The sequence below is a fragment of the Bacillus tequilensis KCTC 13622 genome, from assembly GCF_000507145.1.
Lineage (GTDB): Bacteria > Bacillota > Bacilli > Bacillales > Bacillaceae > Bacillus > Bacillus tequilensis.
The window spans coordinates 182,904-205,335 of the sequence record NZ_AYTO01000034.1 but is presented as its reverse complement, the minus strand read 5'-3'; the positions used below and the strand labels follow the sequence as shown (position 1 = coordinate 205,335).

General features: G+C 40.4%; 20 protein-coding genes and 2 pseudogenes. 8 read left to right on the top strand and 14 right to left on the bottom strand.

The annotated features are described in order from the left end of the window. Window positions 1–10: 10 nt before the first annotated feature. Both V756_RS0112490 and V756_RS0112480 read right to left on the bottom strand, forming a co-directional pair. Window positions 11–439, bottom strand: coding sequence for a hypothetical protein (locus tag V756_RS0112490; RefSeq protein WP_032682096.1), 429 nt, complete (start codon window positions 437–439; stop codon window positions 11–13). 482 nt (window positions 440–921) lie between these two features. Beyond that, window positions 922–1,419: a DinB family protein gene (locus V756_RS0112480; RefSeq protein ID WP_024714946.1), complete on the bottom strand. Its 498-nt coding sequence runs from the start codon at window positions 1,417–1,419 to the stop codon at window positions 922–924. Between the two features lie 491 nt (window positions 1,420–1,910). Between V756_RS0112480 and V756_RS1000000123480 the strand changes: the two genes are divergently transcribed. Further along, the gene (locus V756_RS1000000123480; protein WP_081719797.1) at window positions 1,911–1,997 is read left to right on the top strand and encodes a YjcZ family sporulation protein; all 87 of its coding nucleotides are present in this window, start codon (window positions 1,911–1,913) and stop codon (window positions 1,995–1,997) included. 326 nt (window positions 1,998–2,323) lie between these two features. On the opposite strand, the gene aadK is transcribed toward V756_RS1000000123480, so the two are convergent. The 3 genes from aadK to V756_RS0112465 form a co-directional block, all read right to left on the bottom strand. Continuing rightward, window positions 2,324–3,178 carry an aminoglycoside 6-adenylyltransferase AadK gene (gene aadK, locus V756_RS0112475; protein ID WP_024714945.1) on the bottom strand — a complete coding sequence of 285 codons (855 nt, stop codon included), beginning with the start codon at window positions 3,176–3,178 and terminating at the stop codon, window positions 2,324–2,326. A gap of 52 nt (window positions 3,179–3,230) precedes the next feature. Then, window positions 3,231–4,547 carry a citrate:proton symporter gene (locus V756_RS0112470; protein WP_024714944.1) on the bottom strand — a complete coding sequence of 439 codons (1,317 nt, stop codon included), beginning with the start codon at window positions 4,545–4,547 and terminating at the stop codon, window positions 3,231–3,233. A gap of 114 nt (window positions 4,548–4,661) precedes the next feature. Further along, window positions 4,662–5,531 (bottom strand): LysR family transcriptional regulator, encoded by an 870-nt coding sequence (locus V756_RS0112465; protein WP_024714943.1) that lies wholly within the window; start codon window positions 5,529–5,531, stop codon window positions 4,662–4,664. A 141-nt stretch (window positions 5,532–5,672) separates the two neighbouring features. Here V756_RS0112465 and V756_RS0112460 point away from each other — a divergent pair, with 141 nt between their 5' ends. Beyond that, window positions 5,673–6,776 carry a 2-methylaconitate cis-trans isomerase PrpF family protein gene (locus V756_RS0112460; protein WP_024714942.1) on the top strand — a complete coding sequence of 368 codons (1,104 nt, stop codon included), beginning with the start codon at window positions 5,673–5,675 and terminating at the stop codon, window positions 6,774–6,776. Window positions 6,777–7,039: 263 nt separating this feature from the next. Here V756_RS0112460 and csn read toward each other — a convergent pair whose 3' ends face one another. Beyond that, window positions 7,040–7,876 carry a chitosanase gene (csn, locus tag V756_RS0112455; RefSeq protein WP_024714941.1) on the bottom strand — a complete coding sequence of 279 codons (837 nt, stop codon included), beginning with the start codon at window positions 7,874–7,876 and terminating at the stop codon, window positions 7,040–7,042. A 391-nt stretch (window positions 7,877–8,267) separates the two neighbouring features. Between csn and V756_RS1000000123475 the strand changes: the two are divergent. From V756_RS1000000123475 to yraA, 3 genes and pseudogenes are all read left to right on the top strand, one after another. Beyond that, a pseudogene (locus V756_RS1000000123475) lies at window positions 8,268–8,345 on the top strand (YjcZ family sporulation protein); the annotation flags it as partial. Between the two features lie 38 nt (window positions 8,346–8,383). Then, complete coding sequence (locus V756_RS1000000123470) at window positions 8,384–8,476, top strand: YjcZ family sporulation protein (RefSeq protein WP_024714940.1); 93 nt, start codon at window positions 8,384–8,386, stop codon at window positions 8,474–8,476. A 513-nt stretch (window positions 8,477–8,989) separates the two neighbouring features. After that, window positions 8,990–9,499, top strand: coding sequence for a cysteine protease YraA (gene yraA / locus V756_RS0112440; RefSeq protein WP_024714939.1), 510 nt, complete (start codon window positions 8,990–8,992; stop codon window positions 9,497–9,499). 41 nt (window positions 9,500–9,540) lie between these two features. On the opposite strand, the gene sacC is transcribed toward yraA, so the two are convergent. The 7 genes from sacC to V756_RS0112400 all read right to left on the bottom strand — a co-directional run bounded on the left by sacC (window position 9,541) and on the right by V756_RS0112400 (window position 18,338). Continuing rightward, entirely contained in the window at window positions 9,541–11,574 is a 2,034-nt protein-coding gene (gene sacC, locus V756_RS0112435; RefSeq protein ID WP_024714938.1) for a levanase SacC, read from the bottom strand. A gap of 160 nt (window positions 11,575–11,734) precedes the next feature. Continuing rightward, the gene (gene levG / locus V756_RS0112430; protein WP_024714937.1) at window positions 11,735–12,562 is read right to left on the bottom strand and encodes a PTS fructose transporter subunit IID; all 828 of its coding nucleotides are present in this window, start codon (window positions 12,560–12,562) and stop codon (window positions 11,735–11,737) included. Window positions 12,563–12,583: 21 nt separating this feature from the next. Then, the gene (levF, locus tag V756_RS0112425; protein WP_024714936.1) at window positions 12,584–13,393 is read right to left on the bottom strand and encodes a PTS fructose transporter subunit IIC; all 810 of its coding nucleotides are present in this window, start codon (window positions 13,391–13,393) and stop codon (window positions 12,584–12,586) included. Between the two features lie 16 nt (window positions 13,394–13,409). After that, a complete protein-coding gene (gene levE / locus V756_RS0112420) occupies window positions 13,410–13,898 on the bottom strand; it encodes a PTS fructose transporter subunit IIB (RefSeq protein WP_024714935.1) in 489 nt (162 codons plus the stop codon). Further along, window positions 13,898–14,338: a PTS fructose transporter subunit IIA gene (gene levD / locus V756_RS0112415; protein WP_024714934.1), complete on the bottom strand. Its 441-nt coding sequence runs from the start codon at window positions 14,336–14,338 to the stop codon at window positions 13,898–13,900. Before levD ends, levE begins: the two co-directional genes overlap by 1 nt. 190 nt (window positions 14,339–14,528) lie before the next feature. After that, entirely contained in the window at window positions 14,529–17,336 is a 2,808-nt protein-coding gene (gene levR, locus V756_RS0112410) for a transcriptional regulator LevR (protein ID WP_024714933.1), read from the bottom strand. Window positions 17,337–17,711: 375 nt separating this feature from the next. Continuing rightward, window positions 17,712–18,338 (bottom strand): hypothetical protein, encoded by a 627-nt coding sequence (locus tag V756_RS0112400; protein WP_024714932.1) that lies wholly within the window; start codon window positions 18,336–18,338, stop codon window positions 17,712–17,714. Between the two features lie 255 nt (window positions 18,339–18,593). Between V756_RS0112400 and V756_RS0112395 the strand changes: the two genes are divergently transcribed. Further along, entirely contained in the window at window positions 18,594–19,976 is a 1,383-nt protein-coding gene (locus V756_RS0112395) for an amino acid permease (protein WP_024714931.1), read from the top strand. A gap of 86 nt (window positions 19,977–20,062) precedes the next feature. On the opposite strand, the gene V756_RS0112390 is transcribed toward V756_RS0112395, so the two are convergent. Next, entirely contained in the window at window positions 20,063–20,695 is a 633-nt protein-coding gene (locus V756_RS0112390) for a LysE family transporter (protein ID WP_024714930.1), read from the bottom strand. A gap of 134 nt (window positions 20,696–20,829) precedes the next feature. Here V756_RS0112390 and V756_RS0112385 point away from each other — a divergent pair, with 134 nt between their 5' ends. Then, entirely contained in the window at window positions 20,830–21,657 is an 828-nt protein-coding gene (locus tag V756_RS0112385; RefSeq protein WP_024714929.1) for a TrmB family transcriptional regulator, read from the top strand. A gap of 351 nt (window positions 21,658–22,008) precedes the next feature. Continuing rightward, window positions 22,009–22,289 (top strand): annotated as a pseudogene (locus V756_RS1000000124430) (YrhK family protein). Window positions 22,290–22,432: the final 143 nt, after the last annotated feature.

Sequence of the window (22,432 nt, the reverse complement as noted above, 5' to 3'; positions counted from 1 at the left end):
TGCTACATTCTTATTGAACAGTACCATAATCAAAATCAATATCTTTTTTGTTTAAATCCCCCTTGAAATTTTCAGCATAAGTCATGGTTAAATGTACGCTTTTATCTATCCACCAAGTTCCATCATCCGTATTCGTATCCCAAATAACATCTATATCTCTGCTGAAATTCTCAAAAAACACCAAATTTCCGACAGCTACTGTTTTTCCGTTGATCTTGTAATATATTAAAACAATTTTCTTATCGAATATCCCTGTCCCGTGCTTTACGATTGTGAAACTATAAGGCTTATTAGGACATTGCTCTTCAAGTATAACTTCAGGATGTAAAAATAAAACATAACAGATGAATAATATTGGCACAATCATTACCCTTTTTAATAAGTTTTTATTGATATTAAACCCCTCCAACAAGAAACTCCGTTCAACAATCCATTTCATTTGGATATCCCTGCATCTTATGGACGTTTTCCTATAAAAAAAGTTGTGTCTTCTCTATCCATTTTTTAGATTGTCGTCTTTAAGGAGGTTTTTCATCTGTATAGGATTGGATTGAAAACTTATATTAGGCTTTCGTTTAAACCTGCTACAAGCTTCGCGGCGCCAAGACAATGGGATGATTTCGCTCATGAATTTTGCCATATAGACATGAAGTCGAATTATTTGACATAACACTTTTGCATCTCGACTTTCATGTTGCTTCATATTAAGCTTCCGTACATACAATCATATGCCATCAAAATGCGGCATGGCTATTTTTTGAATTCCCTTCGTTCATTAGGAAACGTGTGGCCATAGATGCCTCTTCATAGAAACTCTGAAAAGAAAAAACAAAGAGAATACAAACTATCGTTTTGTATCTTCTTTGTTAGTTCGAATTCCTTTTAAAGTAAATCAAAGAAGTCGTAATCGCTTGCGTTTGATTACGGGGCTTCCAACCCAAACTTTCCCCATTCCTCTTTTGCCGGCCCATAAATGCCCGGAACAGTTAAACCCGCTTGTCTCATAAGAACAGTCATTTGTCCCCGATGATGAGCTTGATGCTGAATTAAAAACATCAAAAGTGAACCATTTGGCAATTGTTGACCAATAAAGTTGATACGTTCTTGAAGGGTATGGTCAGTCCATTGTTTTTTTAATGCCTGTACAAATGCCTCACTGGCTTCATGATAGCTGTCAGCTATAAACTGAGCTGAAGAAGGAACAGGATAATCCTCAGCAGGAGCTTGAAACGTTAAGTCTGTGTTTGAGGTAATGATGTGAATAGCCGCAACAGTATGCCAAGCAATACGGCCTAAAGTCCAATGCTGTGAAGTGATTTCTTGTGTAAGCGATTCATCAGTTAGACTATTTAGCAGTTTCTGTGTGGCATCAGCTTCGAACTCCCAAGATTGGAAAAAGTGGTCTAAGGTTTGAAACACAAAAATCCTCCTTATAAAAATTTAGTGGATTTATGAATCTATCATTCAATTATAGTTCCCCATTCTGTTAAAAAGAACAAAATATTAGGCGAAAAATAGAACAAGGAACAGGACTCTCGACATGTTTATAAAGGGCACGAATTTGTGACATAGTGTCATTACCGCCCTCCAGCATGCTTTTAAACCCGCGGGTGTATATGATCAAATAAGGAGAGTGCAGAATGAGTATTGAAATAGAAGCAGTTACTGAGAATAACGGTGCTGCACCTCTATATTGAAAAGGATGTTTAGAAGATACAGCAGAATGTGATCTTATCACGAACATAGATCCTTTGCGTCTTATCATTGCAAAGCCCTTCTTTCGGATTTTAATGCGTTCTCTTTTACATCTTTAGACAAAATATTCATTTTTTCATAATTAAACATAAATCCATGTCGAAATTTATTGTTTGGCATATCTTATACTATCTCCAAGAAAAAGAGGTGATAACATGACAAATGGTTACAACAGCTCCTTCGTGTTAGTTGTAGTGTTATTCATCCTGTTAATCATTGTTGGTGCTTCATTCCTTTACTAGTCTTTAGGTATTTCCATCCAAAGCCGCCTTTTTTAAATTTCACCTCCTTGTCCGGTAAACGCCATAAGAAGTTTTTATGGCGTTTTTTTTATGTCATTCATGATATGCTGGCATAGTTTCTAAACGAGGGAAATATCCGCCGGCCCTTTGAAGTGTTGGTTATTTACGCATGAGCGAGTGCCCCTGCACCGAAAGTTTCGCTCCCTGTAAGGTCTTACATTCGATAGAATATGCCTCACCACTTGTGACCAAACTAGTGTGGTGGATTCATTGTATTTCGTTACATATGAAATTCCTGTAATGATAGTGTTTGTAAGGAAAAGGAGTCACTTTAATGTTTCATAAATTCTTTTCGTATACTTAGTAATGCCTTCATCGTAATCCGGATACTGATATCCAAGACTTTCTGATACAGCTTTTGAATATTTTCTAAATAATGCATAGCAATTGAATAAAGACTTCCACATTTCTTGATACCCATTCACAGAATATGTAGCCATTAGCTCTTCCCATTCTTTATTTGAAAGGTAACGATTCATAAATTTATAGTTCTTCCCCATACTACATGTATATCCTTGCTGCGACGCGATATGCCAAGCCACCATTCTCAATACATTAGGACGGACAATTTCATTTACATGGTCAATCGCAAAAAGGATTTCTTTTCTTGCTAATCCTTTTACTACGTAAGTCGAAACCATCCAGAACTCATTACAGCAATCATCAAATTCCCTTGCCGTCGGCTTTTTGATCCAATATTGACGATCATTTGGAATCACTTTATGTTTGATGAAAGTATCCTTATCAAGCAAGACCTCAACCAAACCATCACTCTCAGCAAAATAAGCTTCTGCTTCATGAATTGGAATAAGGGTGAGATCTAATTTGTTGCCATCCTCAAAAAGAATGATGTATGAAAACCAATTACCTAATTCGGGAGGAAAAAGCTCCATATCTTCGGGTTTTTGCATCATAATGCGAGTGCCAAAGAATTCAAGCCACCGATCATTTCCTTTAAAAGATTCCATATCAGTGACAAAATATGAAATGTCATAATCTTGGAAGGGGTCAGGGGGAATATTTTTGTTTGTACGTGATCCTTCCAAAGTGACCAATCGGATTCTTTCGTCATTCAAAGCAAAGTCTAAAAATATATCCATCATTTCCTGTTCGCTTCGCATCATGTCTCCTCCGTTTTGATCTTTTCTTCTTGCGGTCTAAATGATTGTCTCTTTACAAAATAGTGATAGCCCCTGTAATGATTGCTAACAACGTAATAACTATTGATGTAATGACAGCCGACTTAACGGCAAACCTTTGAAAGGATCCTAAGTCAATTTTCAGCATGCTTACTAACAGCAGTGTTGACGCAACCAATGGACTCATCAGATGAACAGGCTGCCCCATTATAGATGCCCTTGCAATTTCCACTGGTTCTATCCCGTATGCTGAGGCAGCTTCTGCAAAGATAGGCACCATTCCAAAGTAATATGCATCATTTGATAATACAAAAGTAAACGGAATACTGGTGAGTGCCACAATAACGGGGAATAACTCACCCATTGATGAGGGGATGATAGATACTAATGATCCTGCTATGGCATCCACCATCTTTGTCCCGGATAATATGCCGGCAAAAACTCCGGCTGAGAATACCAATAATACTACAGTAATTGCATTAGCAGAATGCTCGGCGATTCGCTCCTTCTGCATGTTTACATTAGGATAATTTATAGTAAGGGCAAGAACAAAACCAATTAAAAATAAAACGGATGGATGCTTAGTTCCAAGCACAATAAACACCATGATACTTATTACGAGGAATAAATTAAGATATATGAAGCGCGGCCTTTTCAATTGCTCGCTATCCAAGGCAGCAGCCATATAAGATTGAGAGCTGTCCTCTGTTATTTTTCCATGCTCTAATTTCACTATGCCTATTCGATTCCTTTCTTTCCTACCCATTAAAAAGGCCAGAAAGATAACACATGCAATTCCCCCAAGCATGGTCGGAAGTAATGGCACAAAGAAATCTGAAGGATCCAAACCTAGCACTGAAATAGCTCTTGTAGCTGGTCCGCCCCATGGAGTCATTCCGCTAATGATACTCAACGATAGCATGGCTAATGTCGCCATAACCATAGGATTCATACCAATTCTTTTATATAAAGGCAACATTGCTGAGACTGTTATCATATAGGTAGTTGTACCGTCTCCATCTAAAGCGATAAGCATTGCCAAGACGGCAGAACCTATCGCTATTTTTACAGGATCGCCCTTTACTATCGATAAGATTTTTTCTATTAGTGGGTCAAATAAACCTGTATCTATTAAAATTCCGAAAAAAAGAATGGCAAACAATAGCAATGCCGCTGAACTTGCAACTGTTTGTATTCCATCTAAAATCATGTCACCTATATCCTTACCAAAACCTCCAATAAGAGCAAAAACAATAGGCGTGATGGTCAAGGCAACAATAGGCGAGACTTTCTTTGTCATTATTAATATTGTAAAAACTGTTACCATCGAAAAACCTAAAATAGTAAGCATATTACACCTCCGCGAATGCGCTTTCAAATGAATTTTGATTAGCATATCCTATACGGTGTAATAAGTTAAATAAATATTTTTTTACTGTGTTGCAAAAAAAATTCTATCATCATATTAAATAGTTACGATTTGTTCATCCTTTAAGAACTCAATGAATGCTTTAACGATTTTGATTCCCAATGATTTTTGATCGTACATTAGCCAAGTATCTCTCATTAGCGGCTTACCCTTAGCATTATATAGGTCCATTGTGTACAAATGATCAGATTCCCGCAGGCAAATTTCTGGTGCTATGGCGTAGCCAAGGTCATGCTTTACCATCTCTTTGCAAGTCTCTTGTCGATCCACTTCCATTGCAATAATGGGGGCTTGTTTTAGATTCGTATGCATCCAATCATCAATAATCGTTTTTAAAGAAGCATCCGTTTTATATTTGATAAAAGGCAAAAAAGGAAGTTGATCTATCGTTATTGGCTGTTTTGAGATAATATGTATTTTTTCCCGTGTCAGCCGCTCCTTCTCTCCTTTCCAGCGATGGCTTCCTCTCAGTATACCGACTTGTACAATGCCAGCATCTAATAATTTCATGACATCTGTGCTCCAGCCTGTTTGCACACTATATTGGACATTTGGATACATAATGGAAAATTCCCTTAGTAACTTAGGGAGCTTATATTGAGCGAAATTGCTTGAAACCCCCAGCCTTAGATGTCCTTGCACCTCTTTGCTTAAATTCGAGATATTATCCTTGGTATCTTGGAGTTCCTGTAACATTCTTTTTGCATAAGTAACTAAGTGTTCTCCTTCCGCAGTAAAGGTAATTCCTTTATGCCTTTTGGTGAATAATTTAATGTTGAAAATCTCTTCAATCTTATTCAATCGATACGTTATGGAAGGTTGTGACGTAAATAATCGTTCTGCTGTTTTTGTTACATTTTGTTCTTCGTGAAGAATTTTCAATAAAACCCAATCTTTTTCATCCATTTTTATCTTCCTTTCCATCTCTTCTTCACAATTATAAAAGTTTTTATATTGAATATTAAGAAAATTTATATTTTATTTTCGTCTTTTTACCTTCTACACTAAAAAACATAAAATACAACCTTTAAGATGAGGATGATGACGATGGTTAAGACGAATGTAACAATCATGAGAGGCGGAACAAGCAAGGGCGTTTTTTTCCATGAATCAGCCATGCCACACAATAAAAACGAGTGGGAGCCCTTTTTGCTTGATGTCATGGGAAGTCCTGATAAAAGACAAATAGATGGATTGGGCGGCGGTAATTCCCTGACTAGTAAAGTGGCAATAGTAAAGAAAGCAGATCCTTCGGATATTGATGTTTACTACACTTTCGGTCAAGTCAGCATTTCGGAAGAAAAAGTGGACTTTAAGGGTAACTGCGGAAATATCTCCGCCGCCGTCGGTCCATTTGCTATAGAAGAAGGACTTGTAAAAGCGACTGAACCAATGACTGCGGTAAGGATACTGAATACCAATACGAATAAAATGATCATTGCAGAAGTGGAGGTGGAAGACGGTCAGGTCAAGTATGACGGAGACGTTACGATATCCGGAGTGCCTGGATCTGGATCTCCAATCTATTTAAACTTTCATGATGCTGCTGGTTCGGTTACCGGTCAATTATTGCCTACTGGAAATCGTTCGGAGTTTTTAGATACAAGTCAAGGCCCAATAGAGGTGTCTATTATTGACTACGCAAATCCATTAGTTTTTGTGGAAGCAAGCAGTATCGGCCTGAATGGAACGGAACTTGCAGAAGAATTTACTGATCTGCAGCTGGCTCAATTTGAAGAATTAAGATCCATTGCTGCAGAGAAATGCGGCTTCGCCAGCCGATTTTCTGCTACGAAGTTATCACCAGCTGTCCCTAAACTAGCTATAGTATCAAAACCAGAGAAATATAAGGATAGTACAGGTGTATGGCATTCAAACGTTGAGATGGACTTACACATCAGGATGATGTCCATGCAAAAGCCTCATCAAGCACTGGCTGTCACTGGGGCGATATGTACGACGACAGCCCTTTCATTGGAAGGTACAATCCCTGCAAGACTAGCAAAAATCCATTCTGCAAAGGTTCGGCTAGCTCATTCTTCTGGTATCATCGAAACAATGTTGGAGCCATCTGGGATAAAGATCGTCCGTACCGCACGGCGTATTATGGACGGAGCAGTTTATACACATCGCAACTACCAAATGATGTGAAGGGGAAATCTGCAATAAGCCGCCCTTTACATCATCCAGCTTCTTTCCTATCCGGTCTGCTTCAAACATGTTGAGGTTTGGAGCGGCAGTCTTCCCAAAAACCGAATCGGACATTACACCTCAAGATCTTTTAAGGTATCTGCGCATGACCTAATCATGATAGAGAAAATGGAATACTTTTTTACCGCGAAAAAAATAAGATACCAGCATCTTTGGTATCTTTTAGATTAGTTCATCTGCAGCGGTTTCTTTTCACTCCCCGCTTATTTGATTACGAAGTTACCGTATTCGTTTGAACGAACATGAATCGGTCCGTTTAGATGATAGTTGTTCTCCTTGGCGATAGAGCGAAGCACGTCCACTCGCGCAACAGATTCTCTCCACTCATCACGAGTATCAGGATCTGCCGGATTCATCAGGTCGTCATATCGCACATCTAAGAATTTATTTAACCATTTCTTCTCATCAATTCCGTCTTTAGGTGAGCCGCCCGCTTTTTTGTTCGTGCGTTTAATCAAGGCATAAAAGGAGTCCGGGTCATCGCCATCGCCATGCTGAATCACTGTATCGTACATCACGGCTCTTGCCAGTGCCGTTTTCAGTCCCGCGTTATCTGATCGTTTCATGGCAGGCTGATAGTACAAGCTGTCATTTACTTTGTCTTGGGCAGCGCGGAAGTCCTTATCGTTACCCAGCGACTTCCAGACAGAAGCGAACCCCTTGAGATTGCTGATGTCATCGCTTTCTTCCTTGGCCAGACGGCGCAATTCAGGCAAGTACTTTTTCAGTTTGTTATTCGGTACCGCCTTTGTGTATACTTCCACAACTTCCAACGCATCTCCGGTAGCCGTAGTAAAGCCTGCCCGGCCGCATGTGTAGCCTCTTCCATCATCCAATGGCTCCACATACCCGTATTGAATCTCCGTCGTGCCGTTTTCAAAGATACTTGTCAGCTGTTCCGCCCGGCGCTTTTGATCCTTACTCAGTCCCGCCGCAAAAACTGTTTCGCTCATCATCAGGGTAAAAAACATGGTGAAAACAAGGGATAAAATCGCTGCCTTCTTCCAGAAATCCGCTTTTTTCTTCAAACTGATTTTCATTTTATAACCCCCTTCTACATATTGTAATGATAGACTCAGTATACATAAAGGGGCTGCGATATTGTTGAAAATACATTGTTTTGTCAAAATTTTTGAATCTAAAGTAATAATAAAAAGATTGCGGATTGAAACTGACCCTTGTTAAAAGACAGGCCGTCTGGTTTTAGTTTTTGAAAGACTACGATTGCAAATCATCCTCCCATAAGCGAGTTCCATCGCTTTCTTTCCATAGACGGTACACTTGAGTTTGTTTTAATAGTTATACATTTCTCTGATTACACAATTAGACAAAATATTCATTTTTTCTTAATTAGACTTAACTCCATGTCGAAAATTATTGTTTTGCATATCTTATACTATCTCCAAAGGAAGAGGTGATAACATGTCAAATGGTTACAACAGCTCCTTCGTGTTAGTGGTGGTGCTATTCATCTTGTTAATCATTGTTGGTGCTTCATTCCTTTATTAGTCTTGAGATGTTTCTAATCTACTAAAGGAGGCAGCTATATGGGAAACTCAAATAATTATGGCAGCACCTTCGCTTTAATCGTAGTACTATTCATTCTGTTAATCATTGTTGGTGCTTCATTCCTTTATTAGTCTTGAAGCTTTTCAATCCAAAGCGAGCAAATACCTCCTGTACGGAAGACGCCATAAGAAGTTTTTATGGCGTTTTGCTATGTCATTAACTTATTATGCCGCACAGTATCTAATCAGCGGTAAAAATAAAGAGAGGATCATTTTACATCCTCCTATTTTTTATTTTCTTTTAAGCTGCTATCACATTCCAGGTTCATTGGTAAAATTTTTAAAGCAACCTGCAGGAGCCCTTAGTTTTAGATCTTATTTTTAACAACAAGGTTTTTCACAATACTTATGGTGCTTGATGACAAGATCGTAACTTGAGTAACGATGCGGAAAATATTGAAGATATCCGAACGTCCTCCAAAATGATATTTCCACATTGTAACCTTTTAAAAATGGATTATTCCTTCCATAGGCTGAGCCGCTTTTCTGTTAAACGAATGAAAAACGAGCTCTTTAAGCAAATATTTTGAAGACCGTGCCACCTTCCTGCTATTCTATGGATAGATAGTGATTAGGAGGGTTTTTATGAGCAAAAAAATTGCAGTTCTCGTTACAGACCAATTCGAAGATATCGAATATACAAGTCCGGTAAAAGCATACGAAGAAGCTGGCTATAGTGTCACAACTATCGATTTGGAAGCTGGCAAAGAAGTAACCGGTAAGCATGGTGAGAAAATAAAGATCGACAAAGCCATCTCTGATGTGGAGGCAAGTGAATTTGATGCCCTTTTAATTCCTGGGGGATTCTCTCCTGATTTGCTTCGCGCCGATGACCGTCCGGGTGAATTCGCGAAAGCATTTGTTGAAAACAATAAACCTGTTTTCGCAATTTGCCACGGCCCGCAAGTGCTGATTGATACGGATCTTCTCAAAGGCAAAGATATCACAGGTTACCGCAGCATCCGCAAAGATTTAATCAATGCCGGCGCTAACTACAAAGATGCAGAAGTAGTCGTCAGCCACAACATTGTCACAAGCCGAACACCTGATGATTTGGAAGCATTTAACCGCGAATCATTGAATTTATTGAAATAACGAGAAGGCACAGACTGTTTTGGTCTGTGCCTTTGTTCATGTTAAGACTCCCTGTTTACATTCTGAAAGACAGCGGTCGCGTCCCACACGTTCAAACCAAATTGCCCTTCTGAGAATGTGGAATCATTCGCATCGATCACAAGACGATCATCTAAATAGATTTTAAAGCGATTGCCCTTGGCCTCAGTTTTCAGATGATACTTTTTGTTCACGTCTATCGGCGTCTTGTATTCGGCAATGACAGAAGCAGCACCGTTCTCAAATTTAAAGAATTTCACTAAGTCATGCTTCGCATCGACGTTGGCAAGATAAGCATTTTTTGCGTCTTTGTCAGAGCGGAATATAAGCGCCCCCGCCCCCCTTCCGTTTCCATCCTTAATGGTCATATCAGATTCATAGGTGAAGTCTGATCCGGATGCTGATGACAAGATAAAGGAATCGCCGTCCGATCTCCCTTGTTTTCCTTCAATTGTGTCGGCCCACGTGCCATTAACAACCGTCCACTCACCTAAATTAGAAATGAAAGGTGATGTTCCCCATACCTTTTTTAAAGGGTATATAGCTAAAGATTTTACCTTTACACTGCCCTTCGCCGCATATAATTCAAGACCTTTGCTTGATCGATCCGGGAGAACGATATCGGTTATGACCTTCTGTCCGTCATTCCCAAATACTTCAACCGAAGAGCGGTCGACAAAAATACGCATCTGTAACTTTCCATTTACCGGCTTCAGCGGAGCTGTCTGTTTTCCGGTGTTGAAGGTCGGATTAAAGGTGACGTTCCCCGACTCGCTCCGGTCAACGAACAGTTTGGCATTCTTTCGATCATAGCCGACTTTCGTAAATTGGCCTCCTCCTGTTTGAACCTTAAAACCAAATTCGGCAGCTGATCCTGGGGTCACTTGAAATTCTGCTTGTAATTCATATGCATCTCCAGATAAGCCCGTCAACACATTTTGACTTGCGTGCGATACGGTTTGATTCTTCCATTTTTTAGAGGTGCCGCGAATGGCTTGCAGCTCTTTTACCGGAGTTTGGACGACCCTAACTCCTTCGGTAAGCGTTTTCAATTTTATCTCTCTTGGAATGGACGCTGCGCTTCTCCATGGGGATGTAGGGACATCATTTGCATATTGCCAATTGCTCATCCACCCTAACCACAGCCGCCGGCCGTCTGAGGATGGGATATCAGACCAGGATACAGCGGCATAAAAGTCTCTGCCGTAATCCGTCCAGAGAACTTTGTTTGACGGATTTTCATTTTTAAAATGTGTTCCATCAAAGTCCCCCACAAAATATTGCATGCCTGACCCTCCCGAAACCGCTCCGTTTCCGACACTGACCTGCATCACCCATTTTTTCTGATTCGGATTGCCGTCTACCGGGAGCTCAAACAAGTCCGGACACTCCCATACTCCCCCATGACTCCCTTGCCCCTGTCCAAACTCACTTGCATACGTCCACTGCTTCAGGTTTTTGGATGTATAAATAAGGATTCGGTCACCGGCCGCAAGCAGCATCACCCACTTATTTTCTTTTTCATACCAAAATACTTTTGGATCTCGAAAATCTTTTTCTCCCGGATTCGGAATGACAGGATTGCCAGCGTATTTCGTCCACGTTCTCCCTTTGTCATTGCTATAGGCAATACTCTGCACTTGATGACCTTCACGATCCTGTGTATAAATGGCCACAAGCGGCTTCTCTTCGCCTGTTTGAAAACCGCTTGTGTTATATTTGTCTACAACTGCGCTTCCAGAAAAGATTGTGCCTTTGTCATCCGGTTCCAGCGCAACAGGAAGGTGCTTCCACGTCACCAAATCTTTGCTCACGGCATGCCCCCAATGCATGGGGCCCCACTGAAGCCCATATGGATGGTATTGATAGAACAAGTGATATTCTCCAGCATAATACACCATCCCGTTTGGATCATTCATCCAGTTAGCCTCCGGCGTGAAATGATATTGAGGACGGTAATCCTCATCATAATAGCCTGAATCTGCCGCCTTTACCGGGAATGCCATCGTGAACAGCAGGGTGAACATGATGCTGACTTGAGAAAGTCTCTTTTTCATTTGTTTCTTCGCTCCTCTCTTTATGTTCGAACACTCCAAGAGAGACTGCTGCACAAGTTGGAACCGTTTCTGGCCATTCTCCTTTGTTTTGCTGTTACCGAATGATTGATATATGAAAAAATGCTGCAGCTTCCCTCTTTTTTTCTTTACATCACACAGCTTATGCTAAGAAACCAGCCCAATACCCAAGAATCCCGATGATAAAGATGCCGCAGATAATGAGAAGAGGATTCACCCCTTTGCGCAGCATCCAAGCCACCAATAACGTTAACCCTAGAGGCAGTGCACCCGGCATGATGCTGTCTAACACATTTTGTACGGTTTGAACATCCACTTTTCCGCTCTCATCCTTAATTCTGGACACAACGATTGGAATGTTGATAGTGGTCCATTTGGAAACGAGGGCTCCCATTACAAATAACCCGAGAATCGAAGCGCCCTCTGTAAGCTTTTGAATGCGATTCCCCGCTAAATCCTGCAGAATTTCCATACCTTTCACATAGCCGTACTTTAATCCGTAATATTTTGTACTTAATCTTATGGCGTTCAGTAAGAAAAAGAATAACAAAGGGCCGGCAATGTTACCTCCTAAAGCGAGTGAGGCCCCTAGCGCAGCTAAGACCGGGCGAACCGTCCCCCAGAAAATCGGATCGCCTACACCCGCTATCGGGCCCATCAAACCGATTTTCATCCCGCTTATCGCTTTTCCATCAATTCCTTTATTGTTCGCCATTTCTTCTTCCATGGCAGCTGTCACGCCAAATATAGGCGCTGTCAGCCACGGGTGTGTATTAAACCATTCCAAATGCCGCTGCAATGCTTCATTTCTTTTCGCTCCGGGACCGTACAATTTTTTGATTGCCGGGATCATGACATAGCAATATCCCATGGCCTGCACACGTTCGAAGTTAAAGGAGCCGAGCAAAAAATTTGAACGAATAAACATGCTGAAAATTTCTTTTTTCGTTAATCGTTTTTCTTTTTCCATCTTTTCATCCCCCCTCATTGTTTAGGCATCAAGGTCATCATCATCGTCATCATAAACAGCGACACTGCCGCTGTCTGATGCGGCGGCGACTGCTCCGTGAGCGGTATGTTTTTGCATCACCTGCTGGTATAAAAGCGCCAGACAGAGACCAAGTGCTCCAAATCCGACTAAGTTGAAATCGGTAAACGCCGCTAATAAAAATCCAATATAGAAAAATGGCTTTAAATAAGGGATATTCATCATATTGATCACCATGGCATACCCGACAACAACGATAATGCCTCCTCCTATTTGCAGTCCTTTTGTAATGACATCAGGAATATTGCCCAAGAACGCCTGAACAGCGCTGACACTGATCAATGCGACAATCAATGTCGGAATCATGACGCGCAGGGCTTGAAACACCATCGCAGTAATATGCATAATTTCAATTCCTTTTATATTCCCTTCTTTTGCATATCGATCTGCCCGGTGAATGAAAAAGACAGTGATCGTCCGCACAAAAATCGTCAGCGCCTGGCCCGCAGCTGCCAAAGCAACAGCAACGGCAATGCCCTCGCCAATTCCCTGATCAGCGGTAATGACTAAAATGGTTGAGATGACAGAGGCAATCGCTGTATCAGGCGCCATCGCAAGGCCGACGTTCATCCAGCCCAGCGCCATCAGTTCCAGTGTGCCTCCGAGAATAATTCCCGTTTTTAAATCTCCCAGCACCAAGCCAACTAGCGTGCAGGCTACAAGCGGCCGGTGTGTCTGCCCTTCATCCAATACACTTGCAATGCCGGTGATTGCTGCAATGATTAACAACAAAATAATTTGTATTGAAGACATATTCTCATCCCCTTGATTATTTTGTTACATTCCGTAAAATCTGTGCAAAGTCTTCGCTGGCATCTGAAGGCAGCTGCCTCAATTCCAGTTTGACACCCAGGCCGCTTAATGTTTCAAACGCCTTTATATCTTCCTCTGTGACGCTGACTGACTTTGTGATTTGCCTGCGTTGATTTTCAAAACGCATTCCTCCGACGTTTACTGTTTTGATCGGCACGCCTGCTTCTATAAGAGATACAATATCCGACGGATTTTCAAACAAGAGCATTGCCGTTACTCCTTCATAACGCGGACTATGAAACGCTTTTGCCATTTTAGAAACCGAGACGGCACTCGCCTTTACATTTGAAGGCGCAACAGAAAGGATCAGTGCTTTTCTCATTTCGTCCTGTGCAATATCGTCGGAGACAACGATGATTCGGTCTGCCGCATGGACTTTAATCCATCTTGTCAGGATCTGGCCGTGAATAAAGCGGTCATCAATTCTTGCTAACACAATGTTCATTACAATTCATCCTCTCTTGTTTCTTGATTGGCTGTTTTTACTTTTTCTAAATGTTCACTGCACACTTGAAAGCTTTGCTGGCTCATTGTTTTTAAGTTGTTCAATAAATCTTTCAGTGTCACATGTTCTCTCAGGCTTAATACCTCCAGCAGAATCGGCAGGTTGACGCCGGCTGCCATATCCATTCTTTCACTCTCGGCAATGAAAGAAGCGGCCGCATTGTATGGGGTTCCTCCAAAAATATCAACTAAAAAAAGCACTTCATTTTCTTTCGGAATGTCTTTGAGCGCCTGATGATATTTTTCTTGCAGCGTTTGAATGCCTTCCCCTTTCAAAAACGGCACTGCAATCAGGCTATTTTCTTCACCGAATATCATCCTCGAAGACTCTTTTAATGCTACGGGAAAATCTCCATGACCGCTGATAATAACTGAAATCATATTCATTGCTCCTTTCTTTGTTTTGTACATCCATATATCATGCAAGAATCGTGCCAACATAGTTGTGTTAAGCGCTTTCATTTGTATTTCAGCAAATGACAGTTTGTTGTTGAAACACTTGAAACAAAAAAAATAAACCTGTATTAAAATGGGTTTCTATTTAATACAGGTTCATATAAAAAAATCAGTTTTAAAACAGCTGGCCATACATTTCTTCAGCGAATATGGCGGCTATAAATAATTTTTCATCATCACTTATGCGAAGTCCAAGCTTTTCTTCATATGGGGCTAATGTCCGACTTGCCACTTTCATCATTTCATACAGCTGATCATTGATTTCTTCTTCCTCTGTGAAAGCAATCGGATTCTGCTTAATCACTCTTTCAAAGGCGAACGCCGTATGCATAATGACTTTGATCAAAACAGCATTATTGAAAATGACTCCGAGCTCATCCTGAACGGCTTGCAGCCATTCTAATAACATGGCGATCATATGGTGGGGATTTAAGAAGACAAGGTACTTTTTCAAGCTGTCCTCACAAAGCTCCCTGACAATAATATTGGCTTCGTTTAACCCTTTGCTCAACGGAATGCTGCCCTTTGTAATCGCCTGTTGAATCAGCCTCTCCCCCTCCCCTTCAATTAATACTTCTAAAGATACATGCGGAGCATTGATTTTAGGGTTTTTCGTTCCGACTGTCGCAAGGATCTCGTATTCTTTTTCGATTTCTTTTATGCTGTTTGCTAATTTAAGAGATGAAACGGTCAAGATGTGAATCGGAGTATCTGAAGCCTTGTTTACGATCGTTGTCAGGATGTCTTCCAGCTTTTTGGCCGTTCCGCCGCCTGTCGTGCAGATGGAGACCAATGCCTTCTTTTTACCGGATGCAGCTGGCTGCCGCTCCCATAACTCAATAAAATCCTTCGTGACCGATTGATAAATCGCATGCAAATTCAAATTCAAATAGTTCACCTTTCTGACAGCATCAAGCACCATTGAGGTTGTAACATTGCTGATGGTTTTGATGGGGATGCCTGTCTTTTCCTCCAGTTTGCTTTCAAGCATCGCAAGTGACCCCATGTCTACCAGCATTAAAACACCTTCGCCTTCATGAACCTGCTTCATTTTTTCAGCTAGGCATTCTGTGATTTCTGAAGGTGAAACCGTAAGCGGCATATCAACTGCCGCAATCGGAGTGCTCCCTAGCAGCTCTGTTGCGACTTCAACCATTGAACTCGCTGTGCTGTTTCCATGCGCAGCCACAATAATACCGACTCTTTTGTTCTCCCTTAACGATTTGATGGAATGAATCAGCATCGTTAAGTAGATGACCTCTATTTCCGGGATGGCTGCTTTAAAATGTTCTTGAATTTTATCTTTAAAAATCATCGCCACCCGATATTCATTTACATGAGTCTCACGGATTTCATCAGTTTCCTGTGTATTTAATACATCAATTTGCTTTCCGCGCTTTAAAAACGCGTCAATATGCATGCTTAAGAAATAAATAAATTTACGGTCAAACGTGCAATCAAGCTCATGTTCAGCTATTTCTTTTAACTGTTTTGTCAATTGAATCACGTCGTCTTCAACGAATGTCAGCAGGCTGTCCTTTTGAAACGCCCGGTGATGAAAAAAACTTCTGACATGCAAATGGACATCAGTCAGGATGTATTGATTAATATCCTTTTTGGTTAATCCTTCTTTCTTGAGGGTTTTCACTTTTTCCTCGATCAAGTGATATAAGTTAAACGAGAGGTCTTCGTCAATTTTTGTCGTTTCATCTTCTACAATCGGAGATATGATCGTTGTAATATTGACATATTCAGAAATGGCTTTGCTTCTTTGCATGTTTTTACTGCTGGACATCCATTCTTGCTTGATTTCATCCGGAAGATCCCGAACAGTCAGTTCAATCATCTCACTTCGATCGAGATTATGTAAAAACCCGTGTGCGCAGACTAACTGGACATTTGATTTCAGCTGTCCGACATTTCCGAATTTGGCGGAATGAATAAGCGCATTATAGACATCGATGTGCACACTCAGGTTTTTCTTAATTCGCTCTGCTTCTTTCCCTAATAAAAACGTCGTCAGATCCACTCTTTCTTTTAGCGATCGTTCTTCAAGCGAAGGGATATGAATGGTCATTGGAATCCTTCGCAAAAATGTTTTTAATAGTGCAGAGCTTGGATTTTCCGTAGTGGCGCAAATAAACAATACGTTCGATGTGCGTCTATGTTCAGATTCGCCAAGCCTGTTATAAGAGCCGCTGTCAATAAAATAAAACAGCATTTCCTGTCCCTCTGGAGGGAGACGATGGATTTCATCCATAAAAAGAATGCCCCCATCGGCCTGTTCGACTAACCCCGCCTTATCTTCGCCGGCACCTGTAAACGAACCTTTTTTGTGTCCGAATAATTGAGAAAGCAATAATTGAGGATTGTTGTAGTAATCTGCACAGTTAAATGTAATAAACGGTGCGCCGGCCTTCAAAATGTCAGAGTATATGGCAAACTGGTAAATCCGGTTCGCGAAAAGGGATTTACCAGAACCCGTCGGCCCTAAAAGGAGCATATGCAGGCCATTCGGCGGATAAAAGACAGCTGCTTTCGCCTGGGAGATTGCTTTCTTCAAACTGCCTTTTGCCCCAATCATAAGCTCTAGAGGATTCGTGGAAATCGATTGATGACTCTGTTTTTCATCCCCGGAAAACGGCTTCAGGTCTTTCACTTCCATCATCTCTGTATCCCATTTCCTGTTGCATAATCTTTCCGCTATTTCGACCGGGATATATCGCACTGGAAACGTTTTGATTTTTATGACTCTCTTAGACCGAACAAGATTATTTAATTCAAAACTGACATTGGACCGCTCCATTTTCAGCTGCTCAGCAATTTCCTTTGCTGAGTTTCCCTGTACTTTTAACAGATGATCTAAGCTGGAGTCACGAAAATTATGTATGAGCTGATGGTATATTTTGTCTATCCTTTTCACATCTATCATCCTTTGTCCTTATTAGATAAGCCCTTAACAAGAATATTCCGAAACTTTATGGCGGACAGCATGGTTTTATCTATTGATACTGCCAAAAAGGTCTCTATAGCAGATTGACAACGTTGCCTCTTATGCTTAATTGTATATTATTCCGAATCATTTACGTCTTATATTAGTATTTTAGATTCGAAGTCTTCAAGGCCGGTCCCCTTCCAAAGTAATAATCAGTAAACAGTTTATCATTCTTAAGGAATGGAATGATGGCAAAATCATGAATGCCCAAAAATGAATCATAAAGATCAGGACCATTTACCCAAAAGCGTTCCCACAGCATCTGAAAATAAAGAAATGGCGGACATCTATGTGTCCGCCATTTCATGATAAAAAATCAGGATGCAGCATCTGCTTGATTTTTTTCTTTTCTTGATGCAGCACTTCTTCATTTTTACAATACATCTGCAAAGTCAATGAATCTGTAAACATAAAAACTTTATCTCCATCAGCAAAGAATAAATAACGATGATTTCTTGCGGCCATCCTGCCCAGAATTGAAAAATCTCCGATATGATCGATTTGATACCCCCTGCTGGTCTCAATCAAAGCGGGCCCATGAACATACAAATCGTTGTTTATTAGAAAAGCCTTATACGCTTTATAAGCGTGAGCAAACTCATCATACATTATATCGTCCAGGTCACATTCTCCTTCCCAGTCATTACTTAAAAATGGCGTAACTACCGTTTGGCCGAAAGTCGATAGATAAGGAGATATCCATGAAAAAAATAAATCCTCCATTTGGACCCACTGTTTTTTCGAGATTTTTATGTTCGAATACGGATTTTCGACTGATTCAAAACCGAATGATTGATAAAAACCTTTTATCTCAAGCATATTCTCCGGAAGCCCTATCATCATGAGATGCTTATTATTCTCATGGTCCTCCCAATCAAAAAACTGATATTCTGGTAAGATGGTGAATAGCTGTGCTGTTTGTAATTTCATTCTATGCCCTGCCTCGTGTCATACATTTCACCTGTATCCTATAATAAGCATACGGTCATCATATATCCTAGCAAACCAACAAAGACATCGTCAAAACAGCCTTTTAGATCATTGTCATCTTTTCATCAAAATCTGAACCCCTTTAAGTTTAGTAATAAACTTAAAAATATTTTTAAAATTTAAAATGTAAACAATCTATTCTTTTAAATGTTATAATATCCGATAAAAAACTTTAATTCTTGGGGGAAAAGAAAATTGACAGGCAATTCTAATGAAGACAATTTGGAACAACAGCAAAAATTGTCTAGAGGCCTTAAAAACAGGCATATACAACTAATGGCGATTGGGGGTGCAATCGGAACAGGCTTATTCTTGGGTTCAGGAAAATCCATCCACTTTGCGGGGCCATCCATTTTATTTGCTTACTTGATCACTGGAGTCTTTTGCTTTTTCATTATGCGTTCACTCGGAGAATTGCTCCTATCAAATTCGGGCTATCACTCTTTCGTTGATTTTGTGAGGGACTATTTAGGCAATATGGCAGCGTTTATTACTGGCTGGACCTACTGGTTCTGCTGGATTTCTCTCGCAATGGCTGATTTAACGGCGGTCGGGATTTATACGCAATATTGGCTTCCCGATGTGCCTCAATGGCTGCCGGGTCTTCTTGCGCTTATCATCCTGCTGATCATGAATCTTGCCACGGTTAAACTGTTCGGGGAATTAGAATTCTGGTTTGCATTAATCAAAATCATTGCCATACTGGCTCTTATCGTAACTGGTATTGTCTTGATTGCGAAAGGATTTTCCGCGGCTTCCGGCTCAGCCAGCCTCACAAATCTTTGGAGCCACGGCGGCATGTTTCCAAATGGATGGCATGGGTTTATCCTTTCATTTCAAATGGTTGTCTTCGCTTTTGTGGGAATTGAACTTGTTGGACTGACAGCAGGTGAAACAGATAATCCCCAGAAAGTGATCCCTAAAGCTATCAATCAAATTCCTGTCCGGATTTTACTTTTTTATGTCGGCGCACTTTTTGTAATCATGTGTATCTATCCTTGGAATGTTTTGAATCCAAATGAAAGCCCATTTGTTCAAGTCTTTTCTGCAGTAGGCATCGTTGCCGCTGCCAGTATGATCAATTTTGTTGTACTAACCTCAGCGGCATCAGCGGCTAACAGCGCTTTATTCAGCACAAGCCGAATGGTCTATTCTCTTGCAAAGGATCATCACGCACCTGGATTATTGAAGAAGCTGACTTCCTCTAAAGTGCCAAGTAATGCGCTGTTTTTTTCAACCATCGCCATTCTGATTGGCGTTAGTCTGAATTATGTGATGCCGGAGCAAGTCTTTACACTGATTACAAGTGTTTCTACAATATGCTTCATTTTTATTTGGGGCATTACGTTGATTTGCCATTTGAAATATCGAAAAACAAGGCCGCAAGCAGCGAAGAAAAGCAAATTTAAAATGCCTTTTTACCCATTATCCAACTACTTAACTCTCGCCTTTCTCGTGTTTATTCTTGTCATATTGGCATTGGCGAATGATACGCGTGTTGCTTTGTTTGTCACTCCAGTCTGGTTTATTTTATTGATGATGATGTATAAGCTACTGACCATGAGAGGACAAAAATAACAAAAAGACAAGGGCTCACTCCCTTGTCTTTTTTTGTCACCACACACTGATAAAATGACACTGCCGAAACGAAAAGAAGACGGGGATTAATTCAAGCCCGTTTTAATGCCAAAACCAACTAATATCATTCCGGTTACTTTTTGAAAAGCTTTTTGGAATTTCGAGTTTTTCATCCATTTTTTTGCAAAATCAATTATATAAACGAGAAAAAGGAACCACAGCACCGCTAATAAAGTTAAGATGGAAGCCAAAATGATGAGCTGCTGGTTTATATTTTCGTTCAGATTGATAAATTGGGGCATGATTGTCACATAAACCAAAACAGTTTTAGGATTGAGAATGTTACTAAGTGACCCTTGCATAAAGGACGTTTTATAATAACGTTTCGGAGACTTTTCCGCGGTTGCTGCTTGGGATTGCATGTCATCGATAGAGAACATATTTTTGGCAAAAAAACTTTTGATTCCTAAATAAATCAAATATGCCGCTCCCAAATATTTGATTGTAGTGAAAAGCAACACCGACTTTGCAATAACAACTGATAAACCTAAAATGGCAATAACCGTCCAAAAGGAAAGCCCTGTTGCCAATCCGAGAATGTTATAACGGCCAGCCTTCGCGCCATATCTAAGGGTATTTTTCATAACAAGCATCGTATCTGCACCCGGTATAATGACCATCATGGCAGCGATTGGTATGTATGCGAGTAAGCTGTGCATTTCTTCTCCTCCTTCATATAGTGACTACAATAGTAACTACTTATAAAATTGTATCAATGCGTTTGGAATAAATCAATATGGTTTGTTAAAATAGCGATTACAAAGACAGCGACTGTTTTTATATTGGAGGATGTATGAAGGAAAACATGTTAGATATTTTAAAAAACCTTAATTTTACAGAATATGAATCAAAAGCTTATTTGGCCTTATTGCAAGAATCACCTTTAACTGGCTATGCCGTCGCCAAAAAATCCGGAGTGCCCCGCTCTAAAATTTATGAAGTATTGGAAAGTCTTGTTCTAAGAGGAGATGTTTTTGTAAGTCACGGAAATACGCCTCAGTATGTCCCTGTCCCCGCTAAGGAACTGATTAAAAACCGCCGGCTCAAAGCGGAAGAGCATTTTGATCAGGCTGAGAAATACTTTGAAAAATTCGAGCATACTGCAAATGACCGGGAAAATATCTGGAATATCACCGGACGCAGTGACATTCTAGAAAAGGTGAAGGCTTGTATCTTATCCGCCAAAAAAAGAATTCTTTTAGAAATATGGAAAGAAGATTATGAAGAGATAGAATCAGAGCTGAGACAGGCGGCAAATCAAGGTGTAATCGTCACCATTATTGCATACGGCGACATCATATCTGATTTTGCGGCTGTTTACCTTCATGATATGAGCAGTGAAATTACAGAGGAGTATGACGGGCGGTGGCTTGTCTATAGCGGAGATGATTCAGAAGTAGTAGCGGGTATTGTCTCTCTTGGCAGCGACAGCCGTGCTGCATGGACAATGCATGTAGGTTTGGTCATGCCTATTACTGAAGTCATTATTCATGATCTGTACCTTATGGAAATTCTGAAAAAGCATAGAGGGCTTTTAGAAGAAAGCTTTGGAGAAAATCTCATCAAGTTGCGCCGCAAATTTTCTATCCACTCTGATTTCAAAAAACATTATTTGGAATAGAGCGATGGTGTTTCAAGCCATCATTTAACCAAAGTCATAGGGCTTGCCTGAGAAAACTATGTTTTTTCGGCAAGCTTTTTTTGCCCCTTTTTTACAGATTGATCAGTCTATTACGCAGCTGTAAGACATTTGTTTATCCTGCATTCTGTCTGCATTGAACCGACAAACGATTTCATCTGATTTCAATTATATAAAGGGTAGCCTTCGCGGTCAGTTGGTGAGTACGCAGGGTTTCTGCTCGAGTTTTAATGCCTGCTAGAAAAGAAATAAAGGTGATTTCCTTTCATCTGTTATGTTTACCTAGAATTTATAGCAGGGGTAAGGAATGATTGATTGAATGAAGGAATAATAATTGCACCTCACGCAAAAAACGAGATCAAAAACAAACTCGATCGATACGAGCTAAAAAAAAAACGATATAAGGTTCTTTATACAGTAAACATGTTATCATTGGAGCTTTGTTTCTCGTCGGGGTTTTATAACCGATTAATATCGGCAGGGATATGGCTGTTTGTGATCGAAAGCATCATGCTGTTAATCAGCCCACGATTTGGCTGATTCATGACTTCCATTATCGAAAACATGTAGAAAGTCAATTGAAACATCAATCACCAAGAGGTGGGCGGTTTTAAGGAATAGTGGAAAACAAAATATCCGAATTGAAAATAAGTCTTTAGAACTATAAAATTTCTAAAAAACAAGGAAAAAACCTAAACTTTTGTCCCTATATGTCGATATTAACAGTAAGGCCGGCGCGATACTCCCTATAACATCC

Coding starts and splice junctions, on each gene's coding strand:
- levG (WP_024714937.1), bottom strand. CDS start 12,562: ATGGAAAAAGAAAAACGATTAACGAAAAAAGAAATTTTCAGCATGTTT.
- levE (WP_024714935.1), bottom strand. CDS start 13,898: ATGAACATTGTGTTAGCAAGAATTGATGACCGCTTTATTCACGGCCAG.
- aadK (WP_024714945.1), bottom strand. CDS start 3,178: ATGCGAAGCGAACAGGAAATGATGGATATATTTTTAGACTTTGCTTTG.
- V756_RS0112460 (WP_024714942.1), top strand. CDS start 5,673: ATGGTTAAGACGAATGTAACAATCATGAGAGGCGGAACAAGCAAGGGC.
- V756_RS0112390 (WP_024714930.1), bottom strand. CDS start 20,695: ATGCACAGCTTACTCGCATACATACCAATCGCTGCCATGATGGTCATT.
- sacC (WP_024714938.1), bottom strand. CDS start 11,574: ATGAAAAAGAGACTTTCTCAAGTCAGCATCATGTTCACCCTGCTGTTC.
- V756_RS0112385 (WP_024714929.1), top strand. CDS start 20,830: ATGAAGGAAAACATGTTAGATATTTTAAAAAACCTTAATTTTACAGAA.
- yraA (WP_024714939.1), top strand. CDS start 8,990: ATGAGCAAAAAAATTGCAGTTCTCGTTACAGACCAATTCGAAGATATC.
- V756_RS0112490 (WP_032682096.1), bottom strand. CDS start 439: ATGAAATGGATTGTTGAACGGAGTTTCTTGTTGGAGGGGTTTAATATC.
- V756_RS0112465 (WP_024714943.1), bottom strand. CDS start 5,531: ATGGATGAAAAAGATTGGGTTTTATTGAAAATTCTTCACGAAGAACAA.
- csn (WP_024714941.1), bottom strand. CDS start 7,876: ATGAAAATCAGTTTGAAGAAAAAAGCGGATTTCTGGAAGAAGGCAGCG.
- V756_RS0112400 (WP_024714932.1), bottom strand. CDS start 18,338: ATGAAATTACAAACAGCACAGCTATTCACCATCTTACCAGAATATCAG.
- V756_RS1000000123480 (WP_081719797.1), top strand. CDS start 1,911: ATGACAAATGGTTACAACAGCTCCTTCGTGTTAGTTGTAGTGTTATTC.
- levF (WP_024714936.1), bottom strand. CDS start 13,393: ATGTCTTCAATACAAATTATTTTGTTGTTAATCATTGCAGCAATCACC.
- V756_RS0112470 (WP_024714944.1), bottom strand. CDS start 4,547: ATGCTTACTATTTTAGGTTTTTCGATGGTAACAGTTTTTACAATATTA.
- V756_RS1000000123470 (WP_024714940.1), top strand. CDS start 8,384: ATGGGAAACTCAAATAATTATGGCAGCACCTTCGCTTTAATCGTAGTA.
- levD (WP_024714934.1), bottom strand. CDS start 14,338: ATGATTTCAGTTATTATCAGCGGTCATGGAGATTTTCCCGTAGCATTA.